Origin of the sequence: Streptomyces mangrovisoli, assembly GCF_000974985.2 — a bacterium.
GTDB lineage: Bacteria > Actinomycetota > Actinomycetes > Streptomycetales > Streptomycetaceae > Streptomyces > Streptomyces mangrovisoli.
Genome location: NZ_LAVA02000005.1, coordinates 39577 through 55062 on the forward strand (window position 1 = coordinate 39577; position 15486 = coordinate 55062).

Sequence of the window (15486 nt, forward strand, 5' to 3'; positions counted from 1 at the left end):
CAGCTGTGCAGGTTCTCGTGCAGGGTGCGGTGCAGGGTGTGCTTTTGTATGCCACTCAGCTTTTCCCATGGGCCGTCAGAGCACCATAAGGCGTCGCTGTGGGTGTGCGGCGAATCTTTATATACGACTATCACGACATAGCAGACACTTTTCCCTCGGCTACGGCCGGACGGGCACCCCCGCGCGGTGGCACCATGACGCGGTGACCCACGCACGACAGCACCGCATCCAGGTCGTCGCCCACCGCGGAGCCTCCGAGGACGCCCCCGAGCACACCCTCGCCGCCTATAAGAAGGCCATCGAGGACGGCGCCGACGCCCTCGAGTGCGACGTGCGGCTGACCGCCGACGGCCACCTCGTCTGTGTCCACGACCGTCGCGTCAACCGTACGTCCAACGGCCGCGGAGCGGTCTCCGCGCTGGAGCTCGCCGACCTCGCCGCCCTGGACTTCGGCTCCTGGAAGTCGCGCGACGCATGGCGCGGCCGGGACGAGGAGCCCGACTGGGAGTTCCGCCCGGAGGACCTCCAGGACACCTCCGTCCTCACCCTGGAGCGGCTGCTCGCACTCGTCGCGGACGCGGGGCGCCGGGTGGAGCTGGCCATCGAGACCAAGCACCCCACCCGCTGGGCGGGCCAGGTCGAGGAACGGCTGCTGGTCCTCCTGAAGCGGTTCGGACTGGACGCCCCGGCCACCCCCGCCGAGTCCCCGGTGCGGATCATGAGCTTCTCGGCGCGCTCCCTGCACCGCGTGCGGGCGGCCGCGCCGACCCTGCCGACGGTCTCCCTCATGCAGTTCGTCTCCCCGCGGCTGCGCGACGGCCGGCTGCCCGCCGGAGTACGGATCGCGGGACCCTCGATCCGGATCGTGCGCAATCACCCCGCCTACGTGGAGCGGCTCAAGCAGGCCGGGCACCAGGTGCACGTGTGGACGGTGAACGAGCCCGAGGACGTCGATCTCTGCGTCGACCTGGGCATCGACGCCATCATCACCAACCGCCCCCGCGCGGTCCTCGCCCTGCTCGGCCGCTGATCACACCCCCCGCGGCCCCCGCACGCCCCGTCGTTCCGTCACGGGGAGCGCCCGCGCGGTCACGGGGAGTGCTCCGGCGCGTTCGCCGCGTGTTCGATCGTTGCGAATGCGTCACCGGCCCGGGGATGGCCGGTTTCCGGTTCAGGCCAATGGGGCATCCACACCGTGGCGTGGGGCGAAGGAGGTCTCGGGGGTGGCGTTGGTGGTGGCACAGGAAGTGCCCACGTCGTCAAGCATGGCCGTACCCCATGGCCCTGCGGGCGTGGGGGAGGCGAGACACCGGATGCGGGCACAGCTGCGCAGCGGAGGCGTCGCCGAATCGGTCATCGACGACGCCGTTCTCATTCTTTCCGAACTGCTCAGCAACGCCTGCAAACACGGCCGCCCGCTGGGCGACGCCCTGGCGGGCGACGGCGACGTACGGGCCGCGTGGCGGGTGGACACGGACGGCCGGCTCGTCGTGGAGGTCACGGACGGCGGCGGGCCGACCCGCCCGGCCCCGGCCACCCCGTCGGTCACCGCGCACGGCGGCCGCGGGCTGAACATCATCACCGCGCTGGCCGACGACTGGGGCGTCCGGGACGACGCGCGTGGCGAGGTCACGGTGTGGGTGGTGGTCCACGAGGACGTGCACGACCCGGACGCGGGCGGCGGCGCCGCTCCGGCCGTCCGCGTGGTCGCGCCGCGGTCGCCCGCGCGGGCGCGGCAGTTGCCGGACGTGGCGGGGTTCGCCCTCGCGGAGTCCTTCGCGGACGCGTTCGACGACCTGGACTGAGGGTCCAGGGTCCCACCCGACGCTCCCGCACCCGCCGCACCGTCCGTCGTGGTCGTTCGCGCAGTTCCCCGCGCCCCTTTGAATCCGCGGCCCGATGGGGGCCTTTCGCGCAGTTCCCCGCGCCCCTGTTCGTCTGCGGCTCGGTGGGGGCTGGTCGCGCAGTTCCCCGCGCCCCTGACGGGGCACGACCACCGAAGCCCCTGCAAGGGGCGCGGGGAACTGCGCGAGGAACCACGACGGACCCGCACGTCTCCAGGGCCGCGGATTCAAAGGGGCGCGGGGAACTGCGCGAACAACCGACCACCAGGCCGCAAACGAACAGGGGCGCGGGGAACTGCGCGAGCGACCGACCACCGGGCCGCAGACGAACAGGGCCGCCGGGAACTGCGCGAACACCCCGAACGCCCCGCAGGGAACCGCGCCCGTGGAGACGGAACGGCTAGGCTCCCGCCCGTACGAGACGAGCCGTAACCGGGAGACACCCACGATGGCCAAGAAGCGACCTCAGACGAAGGCCCAGCGGCCGCAGATCACCGACGGAGAGGTCCCGGTCGTCGGCGCCCGCGAGCCCTGCCCCTGCGGCAGCGGCCGGCGCTACAAGGCGTGCCACGGCCGGGCCGCCGCGCACGCGGTGACCGAGCTGGTGCACCGCCCCTTCGAGGGCCTGCCGGGCGAGTGCGACTGGGTGGCGCTGCGCGAGCTCGTGCCCGCGGCCACCGCCGAGCTGACGCTCAAGGACGGGCTGCCCGAGGGCGTCCCCTCCGTCACGCTCGCCACCGTCCTGCCGATGGCCTGGCCCGCGCTGCGCCGCGACGACGGCTCCGTGCTGATCGGCCTCCAGAACGACACCGCCTCCGGCGACATCAGCCGCGACATGGCCGACACCCTGCTGCGCGCCCTGGAGGCCGAGCCGGGCACGCCGGTGCCGGGCCGCCGCGCGCCGGCCGAGGGCCCGCGGCTCCAGGATCTGCTCGCCGAGGAAGGCGCGTTCGCGCCAGTTGTGCACAGCGGCTTCGAGTTCTGGGTGCCGGACGCGGAGAACGCGACCCCGGACGTCGCCGCGTCGCTGGAGCGGGCCAACGCCGCGGCCATCCCGACGGCGAAGCTGACGGGCGTGGACGCGGCCTACTGGTGCCGTACGCCGGAGAAGAACCACCTGCGCTGGGTCATGCCGCATGCGGAGGAGCAGCTTCTGGACGCTCTCGCGCGGCTGCACGCGGCGGGCCGCTCCAGCCTCGGCGAAGGCACCCGACTGGTCGGTTCCTTCCGCGCTCACGGGCTCACCGTGCCGGTCTGGGACCTGCCGACCACGGTCGAGGCGGACGACATCGAGAAGCCGGCCGCCGAGTTCGCCGAGCGGCTGGCCGCAGCGCTCGCCACGGACGAGCCGCTCACGCCGGACGAGCGCCGGGCCCGCGGCGGTCTCACCAACCGCCAGGTCACGCTCAGTTGACGGACCGGAACGGTCACGCGGTCTGCTGACCGACCGGTCAGCCGATCGCGTCCGGTCGGTTTCGGTGAATCCGGTCACAACTGCCGCATGAACGCGGCCGGTCCGTGTCCGAATAGCCGAGATCGAATTTGCTAACAGCCGATCTCTTGTTACCGTTCCAGTAGCCCGGTTGCTGGTGCATCCCCCGTCGCCAGCAACCGGGTCATTTTTATGCCCCGACGGTCTGTACACCGGAACGGGATACGTCAACTCCCGTTGGGCTGGGCGAAGTTGCTGCCGGAGCGCAGCAGCAGGGGACCGCCCTCGGACTCCGCGAACTCCGCCACCGCCGTATAGCCGCCGAGGGCGCCCACGGCCCGTTCGCGAGGGGTGTCGCAGCTCGCGGGTTCGGTGTCGGAGCCGATCGCGCAGTGCATCTCCACGATCCGGTCGTCCGGCCCCATGAGGGTCAGTACGGCGTCCAGCGCGCGGCCGGTCGCATTGCGGTAGTACGTGCGCGCCCAGGTCCGCGTGCCCTGCACCAGGACACAGGTCTGCGCCTCGACACCCTCTGGCGAGGTCAGCCGGGGGCCGCAGCGGGCGGCGGTGGCCAGCCCGATGCCCAGCGGGGAGGGGGAGGGGGAGGTGCGGGGCGCGGCGGTGGGCACCTTTCCGTCGTCGACCGCGCGCCCGGAGGCCGTGCCGTCGAACGAGCCGGCCGCCTCGCCGGGGCCGGCCGCAGCCGCCGCGTCGCCGGCACCCGCACCCGCACCCGCACCCGCACCCGCACCGAGTACACCGGCCGCGTCGCCGACGCCCGTCGAGCCGCCTGCCGCCGGACCGCCCGCCCTCGCCGAACCGGCCGTACCCGCGGGACCCGCCGACTCGTCCACCGGCCCCGCCGACGCGAACGCGAGCGGCAGCACGACGGCGCCGACGACGACGGCCGCCAGGGCCAGCAGACGGATTTTCCGAGGGTCCCGGGGTCGGCCCCCGGAAAGACGCAGCATGGTGCGGAAGATAACGGCCCGCGACGGGCGCGCCGTTCCGCGCGCGCCCGACACCCTTACAACTCGGGCGCGCTCACACCCGTACGAGTGAGGGCCTCGACCACCGCGTCGACGACGGCCTCCACGTCGGGCACCCAGGGGGTGGCCGAGCCGGGGAGCGGGGCGCGCTCCCAGCTGATGCGGCCGAGGCCGGTCTCGGACGGCGGCAGCGCGAGATAGCCGCCCTCGCCGTGGAAGCGCAGGGAGCCGGGGACGAAGTCCTTGGCGTAGAGCAGCTCGCCCAGCTGCTCCATGGAGTAGGGCCGCACGAGCAGCGACCAGCGGGTGGGCGCGGCGATCACCGGCCCGAGCCGCATCCCCGCGCGGTCGAGGGCGTCGAGGGCGCGGGCGGCCGCCGGAGCGGGCAGGCTCACCGCGCAGGGCGCCTGGCCGCCGGTGGCGAGGACGATCGGGGCGGCCGGCCGGTTGGTCCACCACCAGCGCACCATGCGCGGGTCGGTGGTGGCCGCGAGGAGGCCGGGGTCGAAGGGGTGGGCGCCGGGCACCGTGCACTCCGCGTCGGGACAGGCGCAGCGGGCCCGCCCCTGCGGATCCGGCGCCACACCCGGGAGTACGGGCCACTGCCATTCGGTCGCGAAGGCAAGAGCCGCGCCGAGCATGTCAGGCCGCCCGTCATTTCGCCTGGACAGGAGCCTGCGTCGCCTTCCGAGGATCTCGCGCATGAGCGCTCGTTCCTTTCCGTTGCACCGCTGGCAACACCGTGGACCACATCACATCATGTGTCGATCACTTCACTGTGCGTACCTGTTGGCGCATCACACCCCTGCGCGTGGCAAGGGGAACCCCTGTGGGTAGAGCGTTGGCTGCGTCCGCGTCCATAGTGCGTCTAACAGAACCACGGCTGCGGCGTGGGGGTGGCGAAGCCTGGCGTTTTGCGGTTCCGCGTATTTCTCTCCGCCTCCGCCACGGGAGGATGGGGCACGGTCGTCGGTGGTTAAGACGCCCGGGTCCGTCGCCAGGTTCCGGGTGGCCCCCACCACCCCTGGCCTTCACCGAGTACGTACCCATCACGACCGCTGTGACGCTCCGTCGAGCAAGCCCAGTCGACCGCAATGAGCCCATACCCGAGTCAGTTTTAAGCCAACTTTGCTTTTCTGCAAGGGGTCCGGAGCCATTGCGCACAAAGCCCACGGACACCAGGAATCCCGGCAGGACAATGCTGGACATCCCCTTACGAGTGCGTGTACATGTGGAGACACTGCTGCGACGCAGAATGACATGGGGGTTTGCGATGCTTTTGAGCAGTAAGCACCGGTCGGAAAGCCGGATGCCATGAGTGCCCCGCACCCTCCGAAAGTGGCCGGAATCGACTCAACGGTTCCCCCACCCGCACACACTGTCGCGCCCGCGCCCGCAGCCCCGGGTACCCCGGCCGCGCTCGGTTCGAACACCGTCCCCGACCGCACCGGCGCCGACGCCGGGCCCGGACCGGGCGTCCTGCTCCAGGACCGCCTCGCGGGCTGGGTCTCCGATCTCACGACCCTGCACGAACTGACCGAGCGGATGGCCCGCACGGCCTCGCTCGACGACGCGCTCCAGGAACTGCTGCGCGCCGGATCCGCCCTCGTCGGTGCCCGGCGCGGGCTGGTCGTGCTGGAGCCGGACGACGGGCTCGGTCCGACGACCACCATCGGCCTCGGCCTCGGCCGGGCCGAGCTCGGGCACATCGAGACCGTGCCGCGCGGCTCGATGGCGTACGGCAAGATCCTCGACGGGCTGCCCGGCGGGGAGGGCGAGGTGGTCTGCCCCGACCTGCTCGCCGAGGACGGCCTCGACCCGCGCCACCGCGAGGTCGCGGCGCGCCTCGGGTACGCCGCGAGTTACGCGCTGCCCCTCGCCACCGACGCGGCGGGCCGCCTCGGGGCCGCCGTGTGGCTGTACGACGAGCCCGCGGAACCGGACGAGCGGCGGCGGCACCTGGTCGGCCTGTACACCCGGCACGCAGCCGAGCACCTGGCCCGGCTGCTGGACGTGCGGCGCGCCCGCGCGGATCTGGCCGTGCTGGCCGAGGAACTGCTGCCGTCCCGGCTCCCCCGGGTCGCGGGCGTCCAGCTGGCCGCCCGGCACCGGACCGGGCCGCGCGGTGGCGGCGACTGGTACGACGCGCTGCCGCTGCCGGACGCCGCGCTCGGGCTGGCCGTCGGCTCGGTGACCGGCTCCGGGCCCAGCGCCGTCGCGGCCATGGGCCGGCTGCGCGCGTCCCTGCGGGCGTACGCCGTGATGGAGGGCGAGGACCCGGTCGCGGTCCTGTCCGACCTGGAGCTGCTGCTGCGGCTGACCGAGCCGGCGCGCTCGGCCACCGCCCTGTTCGCCTACTGCGAGCCCGCGCTGCGCAAGATCACGCTGGCCGGGGCCGGGCACTGTCCGCCGCTGCTGGTCGGTGAGCGGCGCACCGAGTTCGCGGAGACGTCGGTGTCGGCGCCGCTCGGGATGCTCGCGTGCTGGGAGGCGCCGAGCGTGGAGTTCCAGGCGGAGGCCGGGGAAACGGTGCTGCTGTACACCGACGGGCTGCTGCGTCGGACCGGCGAGGCGACGGACCGGGCCTTCGCCCGGCTGCACGCGGCGGCGGCGGGGGTACCGCGGTCGCTGCGCGGCGAGCCTGCGGCCGTCGCCGATCATGTGCTGCGCACGATGTTGCCGGACGGGCTGGACGCGGCGGACAGCGAGGAGGACGTGGTCCTCCTGGCAGCCCGCTTCGACTGACCCCCCACGGCCGGCGAAGCCCTCTCGCGCAGTTCCCCGCGCCCCTCGAAACCCGCGGCCGCGTGGTGGCTGATCGCGCAGTTCCCCGCGCCCCTGGAAATCTGCGGCTCAGTGGGGGCTGATCGCGCAGTTCCCCGCGCCCCTGACGGGGCACGACCACCGAAGCCCCCGCAAGGGGCGCGGGGAACTGCGCGAGCAACCACGACGAACCCGCGGAGACCCACCCCCCGGACCACCCCAGGGGCGCGAGGAACTGCGCGACCAACCCCCACCGGCCCACGGAGACCCACCGGCCAGAACACCCCAGGGGCGCGAGGAACTGCGCGACCAACCCCCACCGGCCCACGGAGACCCACCGGCCAGAACACCCCAGGGGCGCGGGGAACTGCGCGATCAGCGGTCACCGGCCCGCAGCCGCCCATCCGCCGCGCGCCAAGCCGCTCCTGCACCACGGTTCAGCAGCCCGCGCGCAGCGCCCCCGCACCGGTAAGAGTCACTCCGGCCCAGGACCCCCTTCCGCACGACCGTACGATGGAAGCCGGTCCAGTGCCGTAGCAAGGAGGATGACCGTGGCGGAAGAGCTCCCGGAGACCCCGGAGACTGCCGGCGATGAGCCCCAGGAGGAGCCCATCAAGCAGCGCAAGAACGGCCTGTACCCGGGCGTGTCCGACGAGCTGGCCGAGAGCATGCGCTCCGGCTGGGCCGACACCGAGCTGCACGGCCTGGAGCCGGTCGAGCAGGCGGAGCACACCGCCCGCCGCCGCGCCGACCTGTCCGCGCGCTTCCCGGGCGAGCGCATCGTCGTCCCCGCGGGCAACCTGAAGACCCGCTCGAACGACACGGAGTACGCCTTCCGCGCCTCCGTCGAGTACGCGTACCTGACCGGCAACCTGACCGAGGACGGCGTCCTCGTCCTGGAGCCGACCGCCGACGGCCACGCCGCGACGATCTACCTGCTCCCCCGCTCCGACCGCGAGAACGGCGAGTTCTGGCTCTCCGGCCAGGGCGAACTGTGGGTCGGCCGCCGCCACTCCCTCACCGAGGCCGAGAAGCTGTACGGCATCCCCGCGTCCGACGTGCGCGAGCTGCCCGCGAAGCTCAAGGAGGCCACCGGCCCGGTCCGCGTGGTGCGCGGTTACGACGCCGGCATCGAGGCGGCCCTCGCCGACAAGGTCACCGGCGAGCGCGACGAGGAGCTGCGGGTCTTCCTCTCCGAGGCCAGGCTGGTCAAGGACGACTTCGAGATCGCCGAGCTCCAGAAGGCCGTCGACTCCACCGTCCGCGGCTTCGAGGACGTCGTGAAGGTCCTCGACAAGGCCGAGGCCACCAGCGAGCGCTACATCGAGGGCACGTTCTTCCTGCGCGCCCGCGTCGAGGGCAACGACATCGGCTACGGCTCCATCTGCGCCGCCGGCGCCCACGCCTGCACCCTGCACTGGGTGCGCAACGACGGCCCGGTGCGCTCCGGCGACCTGCTGCTGCTCGACGCGGGCGTCGAGACGCACACGCTGTACACCGCCGACGTCACCCGCACCCTGCCGATCGACGGCACGTACACGGAGATCCAGAAGAAGATCTACGACGCCGTGTACGAGGCCCAGGAGGCCGGCATCGCGGCCGTGCAGCCGGGCGCCAAGTACCGCGACTTCCACGACGCCGCGCAGCGCGTGCTCACCGAGAAGCTCGTCGAGTGGGGCCTGGTCGAGGGCCCGGTCGAGCGCGTCCTGGAGCTCGGCCTCCAGCGCCGCTGGACGCTGCACGGCACCGGCCACATGCTCGGCATGGACGTCCACGACTGCGCCGCCGCGCGCACGGAGACGTACGTGGAGGGCGTGCTGGAGCCGGGCATGGTGCTGACCGTCGAGCCGGGCCTGTACTTCCAGGCCGACGACCTGACCGTGCCGGAGGAGTACCGCGGCGTCGGCGTGCGGATCGAGGACGACATCCTGGTGACCGCCGACGGCAACCGCAACCTCTCGGACGGGCTGCCCCGGCGGTCCGACGAGGTGGAGAGCTGGATGGCTTCGCTGAAGGGCTGAGCCGGGGATCGATGGCCGGGTACCGCGGGTACCCGGCCATCGGTCTGTCGGGAGCGAACGCAGCCGCATGGGGGGATCGTGGACGACTTCTGGTCCGGCGTCGGTGTGGACCTGCACCTGGAACCGGACGCCGGTGACGGGCGGCGGGCCGGTCTGGAGCGGGCGCTGCGGGACGCCGTGCGCGGCGGCCGGCTCGCGCCGGGCACCCGGCTGCCCGCCACCCGGCGGCTCGCCACCGAACTCGGCATCTCCCGGGGCACCGCGAAGGCGGCCTACGACCAGCTCGTCGCCGAGGGCTATCTGACCGCACGTCAGGGCTCGGGCACCCAGGTCGCGTCGCTGCCCTCCGTCGACACCGGGCAGCCCGACCGCACGGCCCGCGCCCGCGCGCCCCGGTTCGACCTGCGCCCCGGCAGCCCGGACGTCGGCGCGTTCCCGGCCGCCGCGTGGCTGCGCGCGCTGCGCCGCGCCATCGCCACGGCGCCGTCCCTGGCCTACGACTACGGCGACCCGCGCGGCCGCCTCGAACTGCGCACCGCGCTCTCCGGCTATCTGGGCCGGGCGCGCGGGGTGCTCGCGCCGCCCGAGCGGATCGTGATCACCTCGGGGTACGTCCAGGGGCTGGCGCTGCTCACCCGGGTGCTGGAGGGCGCCGGGATCGCGATGGAGGACCCGGGGCTGCCGTTCCACCGCGAGGTGGTCCGGCGGGCCGGCGGCACGGTCGTACCGGTGCCGGTGGACGAGCGCGGCGCCCGCGCCGACCGGCTCGGCGACGCGGCGGCCGTGGTGGTCACGCCCGCCCACCAGTACCCGACCGGCGTCACCCTGCACCCGGAGCGGCGCCGGGCGCTGACGGAGTGGGCCCGCGAGCGGGGCGGGCTGATCGTCGAGGACGACTACGACGGCGAGTTCCGCTACGACCGCCAGCCGGTGGGCGCGCTCCAGGGCATGGCCCCCGGTCAGGTGGTCTACCTGGGCACCGCGTCCAAGACGCTGGGGCCCGCGCTGCGGCTCGGCTGGATGGTGCTGCCGCCGGACCTGGTCGACGCGGTCGCCGACGCGAAGCTGCACAGCGACCACCACACCGAGTCCATCGGGCAGTTGGCCCTCGCCGAGCTGATCGGTTCGCACGCCTACGACCGCCATGTGCGCGCCTGCCGGCTCCGCTACCGCAGACGCCGCGACCAGCTGCTCGCCCGGCTCGGCTCCCGCCACCGGGTGCGCGGGATCGCGGCCGGGCTGCACGCGCTGGTCGAGGTCGACGACGAGGACGCGGTGCTGGCCCGCGCGGAGCGGGCGGGCCTCGCCGTGGGCCGCCTCGGCGAACACTGGCACGAGCCGGACGCCGAGGGGCGCCCGCAGGGTCTCGTCGTCGGTTACGGCACTCCGCGGGAACGGGCCTACCCGGAGGCGCTGGAGGCGCTCGGGACGGTGCTGGCGGGCGCGGGCGGGTGACGGCGGCCGAAGCGCGGGGGGATCGATCGGACCACTCTCGATCGGACACCACTCTCGATCGGACACCACTCTCGATTGGACCACTCGAAGCGCGGCGGATTGGTTCTGTCGGCAGGTCCATCCGCTCCCTAACGTCGTCGGTATGACGCATCGACCGCAGCGCACCCTGGCCCTCGCGCAGCTCACCGACGCCGTCGGCAACGGCGCCTACTACACGACCTCCGCGCTGTACTTCACGCAGGTCGCCGGTCTCCCGGCCACCCGGGTGGGGCTCGGTCTGACGGTGGGCTGGGCGGTGGGCTCGCTGGTGGGCGTGCCACTCGGGCGGATCGCCGACCGGCGCGGGGCGCGCGGCACGGCGGTGCTGCTGGCGCTGGCCACGGCGGTAGCGGTGGCGGGGTTCACGGTGGTGCGCGGCTTCGTGCCGTTCGTGCTCGTCGCGTGCGGGTACGCGGCCGCGCAGTCGGGGCTCGCGGCGGCCCGGCAGGCGCTGCTGGCCGGGCTGGTCACGCCGGACGAGCGGACCGGGCTGCTCGCCCGCCTCCAGGCGACGCTGAACGCGGGCCTCGCGGTCGGCGCGGGCCTCGGCGGGCTCGCGCTGCGCGCGGGGACGCGGGAGGCGTACCGGGCGGTGTTCCTGCTGGACGCGGTGGCCTTCGCGGGGTGCGCGCTGCTGCTGCTCGCGCTGCCGGCCGTGGCGCCGGGCCCTGCACGGCCGACATCGGCGCCGGGTGCGGCGACGGGCACGGCGTCGGCGGTGCGCCGGCCGGCACGGCTCGGGGTGCTGCGGGACCGGCCGTACGCGCTCGTGGCGCTTCTCAACACCGTGCTGCTGCTGCGGATGCCGCTGCTGAGCCTGGTGCTGCCGCTGTGGATCACCGAGCGGACCGGCGCCCCCGTCTGGCTGGTGTCGGCGCTGTTCGTGCTCAACACCCTCGCGGTGATGGCGTTCCAGGTGCGGGTGGCGCGCGGGGTGCGGGGCCTTGCGACCGCGACCCGGGCGCTGCGCCGCTCCGGTCTGCTGATGGCCGCCGCGTGCGGGGTGTTCGCGCTGTCGGCGGGCGGGTCGGCGCTGTGGGCCGCCGGGGCGCTGGTGCTGGGCGCGGTGCTTCAGGTGGCCGCCGAGACGGGCCAGTCGGCCGGCGCCTGGCAGCTCTCCTTCGACCTGGCCCCGGCCGACCGGGTGGGCGAGTACCAGGGCCTGTTCGGCACCGGTGTCACCGTCGCCCGCACCCTCGGCCCGCTCCTGCTGACCTGGCTGCTGGTGGACGGGGGGACGCCGGGGTGGCTGCTGCTGGGCGCCGTCACCGTCGGGGCGTCGTACGCGATGGGACCGGCGGCGCGGCGCGCGGCGGGGCCGGGCGCGCGGCGCTCACGCCGTCAGCAGCGACGGGTCCTTCTTCCACTTCAGCATCTTGTCGAAGCTGACGATCGTCCCGGCCCGGCCCGGCTTGTCGCCGATGTGGACGTGGTCGGCGAGTTCACGGATCAGGAAGAGGCCCCGGCCGTGCTCGGCGTCCACGCGGACCGGCCGGGCCGACGGGGTGCGGCCGAGTCCGGGGCCGGAGTCGGTGACCTCGATCCGGCACTTCTCGCCGTCGAGGTACGCGGTGACGCGGTACGCCTCCGAACCGGGGCCCGGCGCGTCCCCGCCGTGCTCGACGGCGTTGGCGCAGGCCTCGCTGAGGGCGACGGAGAGGTCGTAGGAGACGTCGGGATCGACGCCCGCGGTCTCCATCGTGCCGATCAGCAGACGCCGGGCCAGGGGCACGCTCGCGGCGTCACGGCGCAAGTGGAGTGACCACCAGATGCTCATGCTCCAGCCTCCAGGCCGCGGCTCGACATACCGTTACGTTTGCCCCGAGTGGCCCGGCGTAAGCACCCAGTTGACGTGACGCCGCCCATACGGGGGATGCGTCGGGGGCCTGAACGGTGTATGGCGTGGCGAATCGTGATGTTCCCGTCGTACGGCATCAAGTGGACCTGCCGTCCGGGGCGGAGGGGGCCAGTGCGATGATGGGGCCGCCATGAGTGCCCCTCACGCGCGCGCGACGCGCTCCGCAGACGGGCTGCGGACCCTGCGGGCCGCGGTGTTCGCCGCGGTCTGCGTCGTGCTGGCCGCGGCCGGTCACACCCTCGCCTCCTGCGGGACCGTTCCGCTGTGGGCGCTCGGGGCGGGCTTCGCGGGGACGCTCGTGGTCGCGATACCGCTCGCCGGGCGCGCCCGCGCGCTGCCGGGGATCGCGGTGCTGCTCGCCCTCGGGCAGACCGTGCTGCACACGCTGTTCGGACTGGGCCAGCAACTGGCCTCCTCCGGCACGGCGTCCGGGGGCTCCCCGGGCATGGCGGGCATGAACATGGGCCTGACGGATTCCACGGGGTCGGGTTCCGTGACCGACGCCACCCTGATCGCGCGGGCCGCGCGACTGCTGTGCGGGACCACCGCGTCGGCCGTCACCCCGGACCGCGCGCGGGAACTGCTCACCCAGGCGCATCTCTACGACCCCACCACGGGGACGCTCGTCGGCGGCACCGCGGGCGGGCGGACGGCCGTCGCGCACGCGACCCTGGCCTCGCTGCTGCCCTCCCTGCCGATGCTGCTGTGCCACCTCCTCGCCGCCGTGGCCGCCGGATGGCTGCTGCGCCGCGGGGACCTGGCCCTGCTGCGGCTGATCGAACTGTCGGCGACCTCCGCGCACTCCGTCGCGGAGACGGCCGCCGCCCGCTCCCTGCGCGCCGCGCTCGCCCTGACCCGCGCCCTGTGCGCCGGGCTGCCGACGGCGCCCGGGACGGGCCCGCGCCCGCCGCGCACCGCGCCGCTCGCCGTACCCGAGCCGCGCACCGTCGCGCTCCAGCACACCGTGATCCGGCGCGGCCCGCCGGCCGCCGCGCTCGTCCTCGCCGCCTGACACGACCGCGACCGCTCCACCGAACCGTTCGGGAGGAGGCCGCCGTCGTGCGGCCGTCCCACGCGCGCGCCCACGGCCGCGCGTTTCCCTCACGAACACTCACTCGAAGTGGAGTTCTCCGCGCATGAAGGCTTCTCGTCTCGCCGCCGCCGGCGCCGTCGCCGGTCTCGCCGTCCTCTCCCTGGCCACCCCCTCCTTCGCGCACGTCAGCGTCGCGGCCGAGGGCACGGCCGCCAAGGGCGGCTACGCGGTGGTGGACTTCAAGGTCCCCAACGAGCGCGACGACGCCTCGACCACCAAGGTCGAGGTCAGCTTCCCCACCGACCACCCGCTCGCCTCCGTGCTGGCGCAGCCGGTGGCCGGCTGGAAGGTGCAGGTCACCAGGTCCACCCTGGCCAAGCCGATCGAGATGCACGGCAAGAAGATCACCGAGGCCGTCACCAAGGTCACCTGGACCGCCGACGGCAAGGGCATCGAGCCCGGCTACTTCCAGAAGTTCCCGCTCTCCCTCGGCGCCCTGCCCGAGGACACCGACCAGCTCGTCTTCAAGGCCCTGCAGACGTACTCCGACAAGGAGGTCGTCCGCTGGATCGAGGTGCAGCAGAAGGGCCAGGAGGAGCCGGAGAACCCCGCGCCGGTGCTCGAACTGACCGACGCCGCCACCGAGGACACCGCGGCGGCGGGCTCGACCGCCGCGGAGAACACGTCCGACAAGTCCACCGGCGCCACCACCGCCGCCGACTCCTCTTCCTCCGGCAGTGACACCACCGCCCGCGTCCTCGGCGGCGTGGGCATCGCGACCGGGGTGGCGGGTGTCGCCTACGGCGTGTTCGCCGGCCGCCGCCGCACCACCGTCTGAGACCCGACCGCCGTCTGACGCGCCGGGGGCGTGCAACTCTGTCGTATCCGCCGTACGCCCCCGGTGCGCACCGGAGCTCTCACCCCTGGGATTTCGCTATGCGCAAGAAGACCCTCGCCGTGGCCGCGCTGCTGGCCGCCGCGGCTCTGACCCTGTCCGCGTGCGGCAGCGGCGACAAGGGCGACAGCCCGGTCGCCGTCGTGTCCGAGGACACCTCGCACAAGGCCGCGACGGTCCTCGACACACCGTTCGAGAAGCCCGACCTGGTGCTCACCGACACCCACGGCAAGAAGTACGACCTGCGGGCGGAGACCAAGGGCCGTCCGACGCTGATCTACTTCGGCTACACCCACTGCCCCGACATCTGCCCGCTGACGATGAGCAACATCGCCGTCGCCAAGAAGGCGCTGCCCAAGGCCGAGCAGGCCGAGCTGCGCGTGGTCTTCGTCACCACCGACCCCAAGCGGGACACCCCCAGCGAACTCGGCACCTGGCTCAAGGGCATCGACACCCAGTTCATCGGCCTGACCGGCGACTTCGCCACCATCCAGGCCGGCGCCCGCAGCATGGGCATCTCCATCGAGCCGACCACCAAGGACAAGAACGGCAAGACCGTCTCGGTGCACGGCACCCAGGTCGTGGCGTTCTCGCCGAAGACCGACGGCGGTTACGTCCTCTACGACCAGGACGCGACGGTCGACGACTACACCAAGGACCTCCCCAAGCTCATCAAGGGGGAGAACCCGTGAACCGCCTGACCGTGCCCGGCTGCGCCCTCGCGGGCGCGCTGCTGCTCGCGGGCTGCGGGTCCGGCTCGGACGGCTCCTCCGCCGCCGAACTGTCCGTCAGCTCCTCCTACATGCCGCAGCCCGTCACCGCCGAGATGGCGGCGGGTTTCCTGACCATCGCCAACAAGGGCGGCACGAAGGACGAGCTGACCTCCGTCACCAGCGACGCGGCCGGCAGCGTCACCGTCCACGAGACGGTGGGGCAGTCGATGAAGGAGGTCAAGGCCCTCCCGGTGCCCGCGCACGGGCAGCTCGTGTTCCAGAGCGGCGGCAACCACCTCATGTTCGAGAACCTCAGGCGGCAGCTGAAGCAGGGCCAGACGGTGACCCTGAAGCTGCACTTCGCGAAGTCCCGTCCGCTCACCGTCGAGATGCCGGTGAAGTCGGCCACGTACAACCCGGCGACCGGACACTGACGGAGGGACC

The 15486-nt window shown here is 73.5% G+C and carries 13 protein-coding genes and 1 pseudogene; 11 read left to right on the forward strand and 3 right to left on the reverse strand.

Annotation, left to right across the window (positions count from 1 at the left end; all coding sequences use genetic code 11):
• Positions 1-202 precede the first annotated feature (202 nt).
• The 3 genes from WN71_RS03240 to WN71_RS03250 all read left to right on the forward strand — a co-directional run bounded on the left by WN71_RS03240 (position 203) and on the right by WN71_RS03250 (position 3258).
• Positions 203-1030 carry a glycerophosphodiester phosphodiesterase gene (locus tag WN71_RS03240; protein WP_046583750.1) on the forward strand — a complete coding sequence of 276 codons (828 nt, stop codon included), beginning with the start codon at positions 203-205 and terminating at the stop codon, positions 1028-1030.
• 106 nt (positions 1031-1136) lie between these two features.
• Positions 1137-1805 carry an ATP-binding protein gene (locus WN71_RS03245; RefSeq protein WP_063777675.1) on the forward strand — a complete coding sequence of 223 codons (669 nt, stop codon included), beginning with the start codon at positions 1137-1139 and terminating at the stop codon, positions 1803-1805.
• A 487-nt stretch (positions 1806-2292) separates the two neighbouring features.
• A complete protein-coding gene (locus WN71_RS03250; protein ID WP_046583748.1) occupies positions 2293-3258 on the forward strand; it encodes a DUF5926 family protein in 966 nt (321 codons plus the stop codon).
• A gap of 245 nt (positions 3259-3503) precedes the next feature.
• Here the strand turns inward: WN71_RS03250 and WN71_RS03255 are convergent, their stop codons facing one another.
• Positions 3504-4247: a hypothetical protein gene (locus WN71_RS03255; protein ID WP_046583787.1), complete on the reverse strand. Its 744-nt coding sequence runs from the start codon at positions 4245-4247 to the stop codon at positions 3504-3506.
• A gap of 56 nt (positions 4248-4303) precedes the next feature.
• Positions 4304-4969 (reverse strand): bifunctional DNA primase/polymerase, encoded by a 666-nt coding sequence (locus WN71_RS03260; protein ID WP_046583747.1) that lies wholly within the window; start codon positions 4967-4969, stop codon positions 4304-4306.
• Positions 4970-5603: 634 nt separating this feature from the next.
• On the opposite strand from WN71_RS03260, the gene WN71_RS03265 reads away from it, so the two are divergent.
• From WN71_RS03265 to WN71_RS03280, 4 genes and pseudogenes are all read left to right on the forward strand, one after another.
• Entirely contained in the window at positions 5604-7010 is a 1407-nt protein-coding gene (locus tag WN71_RS03265) for a PP2C family protein-serine/threonine phosphatase (protein WP_046583746.1), read from the forward strand.
• Between the two features lie 563 nt (positions 7011-7573).
• Positions 7574-9049, forward strand: a complete 1476-nt coding sequence (locus WN71_RS03270) for an aminopeptidase P family protein (RefSeq protein ID WP_046583745.1) — start codon at positions 7574-7576, stop codon at positions 9047-9049.
• Between the two features lie 78 nt (positions 9050-9127).
• Complete coding sequence (gene pdxR, locus WN71_RS03275) at positions 9128-10504, forward strand: MocR-like pyridoxine biosynthesis transcription factor PdxR (protein ID WP_046583744.1); 1377 nt, start codon at positions 9128-9130, stop codon at positions 10502-10504.
• 142 nt (positions 10505-10646) lie between these two features.
• Positions 10647-11861, forward strand: a pseudogene (locus WN71_RS03280) (MFS transporter); the annotation flags it as partial.
• 15 nt (positions 11862-11876) lie between these two features.
• Here WN71_RS03280 and WN71_RS39470 read toward each other — a convergent pair.
• On the reverse strand, positions 11877-12320 hold the full coding sequence (locus WN71_RS39470; protein ID WP_079177621.1) for an ATP-binding protein: 444 nt from the start codon (positions 12318-12320) through the stop codon (positions 11877-11879).
• 211 nt (positions 12321-12531) lie between these two features.
• Between WN71_RS39470 and WN71_RS03285 the strand changes: the two genes are divergently transcribed.
• The 4 genes from WN71_RS03285 to WN71_RS03300 all read left to right on the forward strand — a co-directional run bounded on the left by WN71_RS03285 (position 12532) and on the right by WN71_RS03300 (position 15476).
• Positions 12532-13413, forward strand: a complete 882-nt coding sequence (locus WN71_RS03285; RefSeq protein WP_046583743.1) for a hypothetical protein — start codon at positions 12532-12534, stop codon at positions 13411-13413.
• A gap of 124 nt (positions 13414-13537) precedes the next feature.
• Entirely contained in the window at positions 13538-14272 is a 735-nt protein-coding gene (locus WN71_RS03290; RefSeq protein WP_046583742.1) for a YcnI family copper-binding membrane protein, read from the forward strand.
• Between the two features lie 98 nt (positions 14273-14370).
• The gene (locus tag WN71_RS03295) at positions 14371-15021 is read left to right on the forward strand and encodes an SCO family protein (protein ID WP_046583741.1); all 651 of its coding nucleotides are present in this window, start codon (positions 14371-14373) and stop codon (positions 15019-15021) included.
• Complete coding sequence (locus WN71_RS03300; protein ID WP_046583740.1) at positions 15018-15476, forward strand: copper chaperone PCu(A)C; 459 nt, start codon at positions 15018-15020, stop codon at positions 15474-15476. Before WN71_RS03295 ends, WN71_RS03300 begins: the two co-directional genes overlap by 4 nt.
• The last annotated feature ends 10 nt before the right edge of the window (positions 15477-15486 follow it).

Bases quoted from the DNA above. Each gene is read 5' to 3' on its own strand.
- WN71_RS03290 (WP_046583742.1), top strand. From the start codon at position 13,538: ATGAAGGCTTCTCGTCTCGCCGCCGCCGGCGCCGTCGCCGGTCTCGCC.
- WN71_RS03295 (WP_046583741.1), top strand. From the start codon at position 14,371: ATGCGCAAGAAGACCCTCGCCGTGGCCGCGCTGCTGGCCGCCGCGGCT.
- WN71_RS03250 (WP_046583748.1), top strand. From the start codon at position 2,293: ATGGCCAAGAAGCGACCTCAGACGAAGGCCCAGCGGCCGCAGATCACC.
- WN71_RS03270 (WP_046583745.1), top strand. From the start codon at position 7,574: ATGACCGTGGCGGAAGAGCTCCCGGAGACCCCGGAGACTGCCGGCGAT.
- WN71_RS03255 (WP_046583787.1), bottom strand. From the start codon at position 4,247: ATGCTGCGTCTTTCCGGGGGCCGACCCCGGGACCCTCGGAAAATCCGT.
- WN71_RS39470 (WP_079177621.1), bottom strand. From the start codon at position 12,320: ATGAGCATCTGGTGGTCACTCCACTTGCGCCGTGACGCCGCGAGCGTG.
- WN71_RS03285 (WP_046583743.1), top strand. From the start codon at position 12,532: ATGAGTGCCCCTCACGCGCGCGCGACGCGCTCCGCAGACGGGCTGCGG.
- WN71_RS03260 (WP_046583747.1), bottom strand. From the start codon at position 4,969: ATGCGCGAGATCCTCGGAAGGCGACGCAGGCTCCTGTCCAGGCGAAAT.
- WN71_RS03245 (WP_063777675.1), top strand. From the start codon at position 1,137: ATGCGTCACCGGCCCGGGGATGGCCGGTTTCCGGTTCAGGCCAATGGG.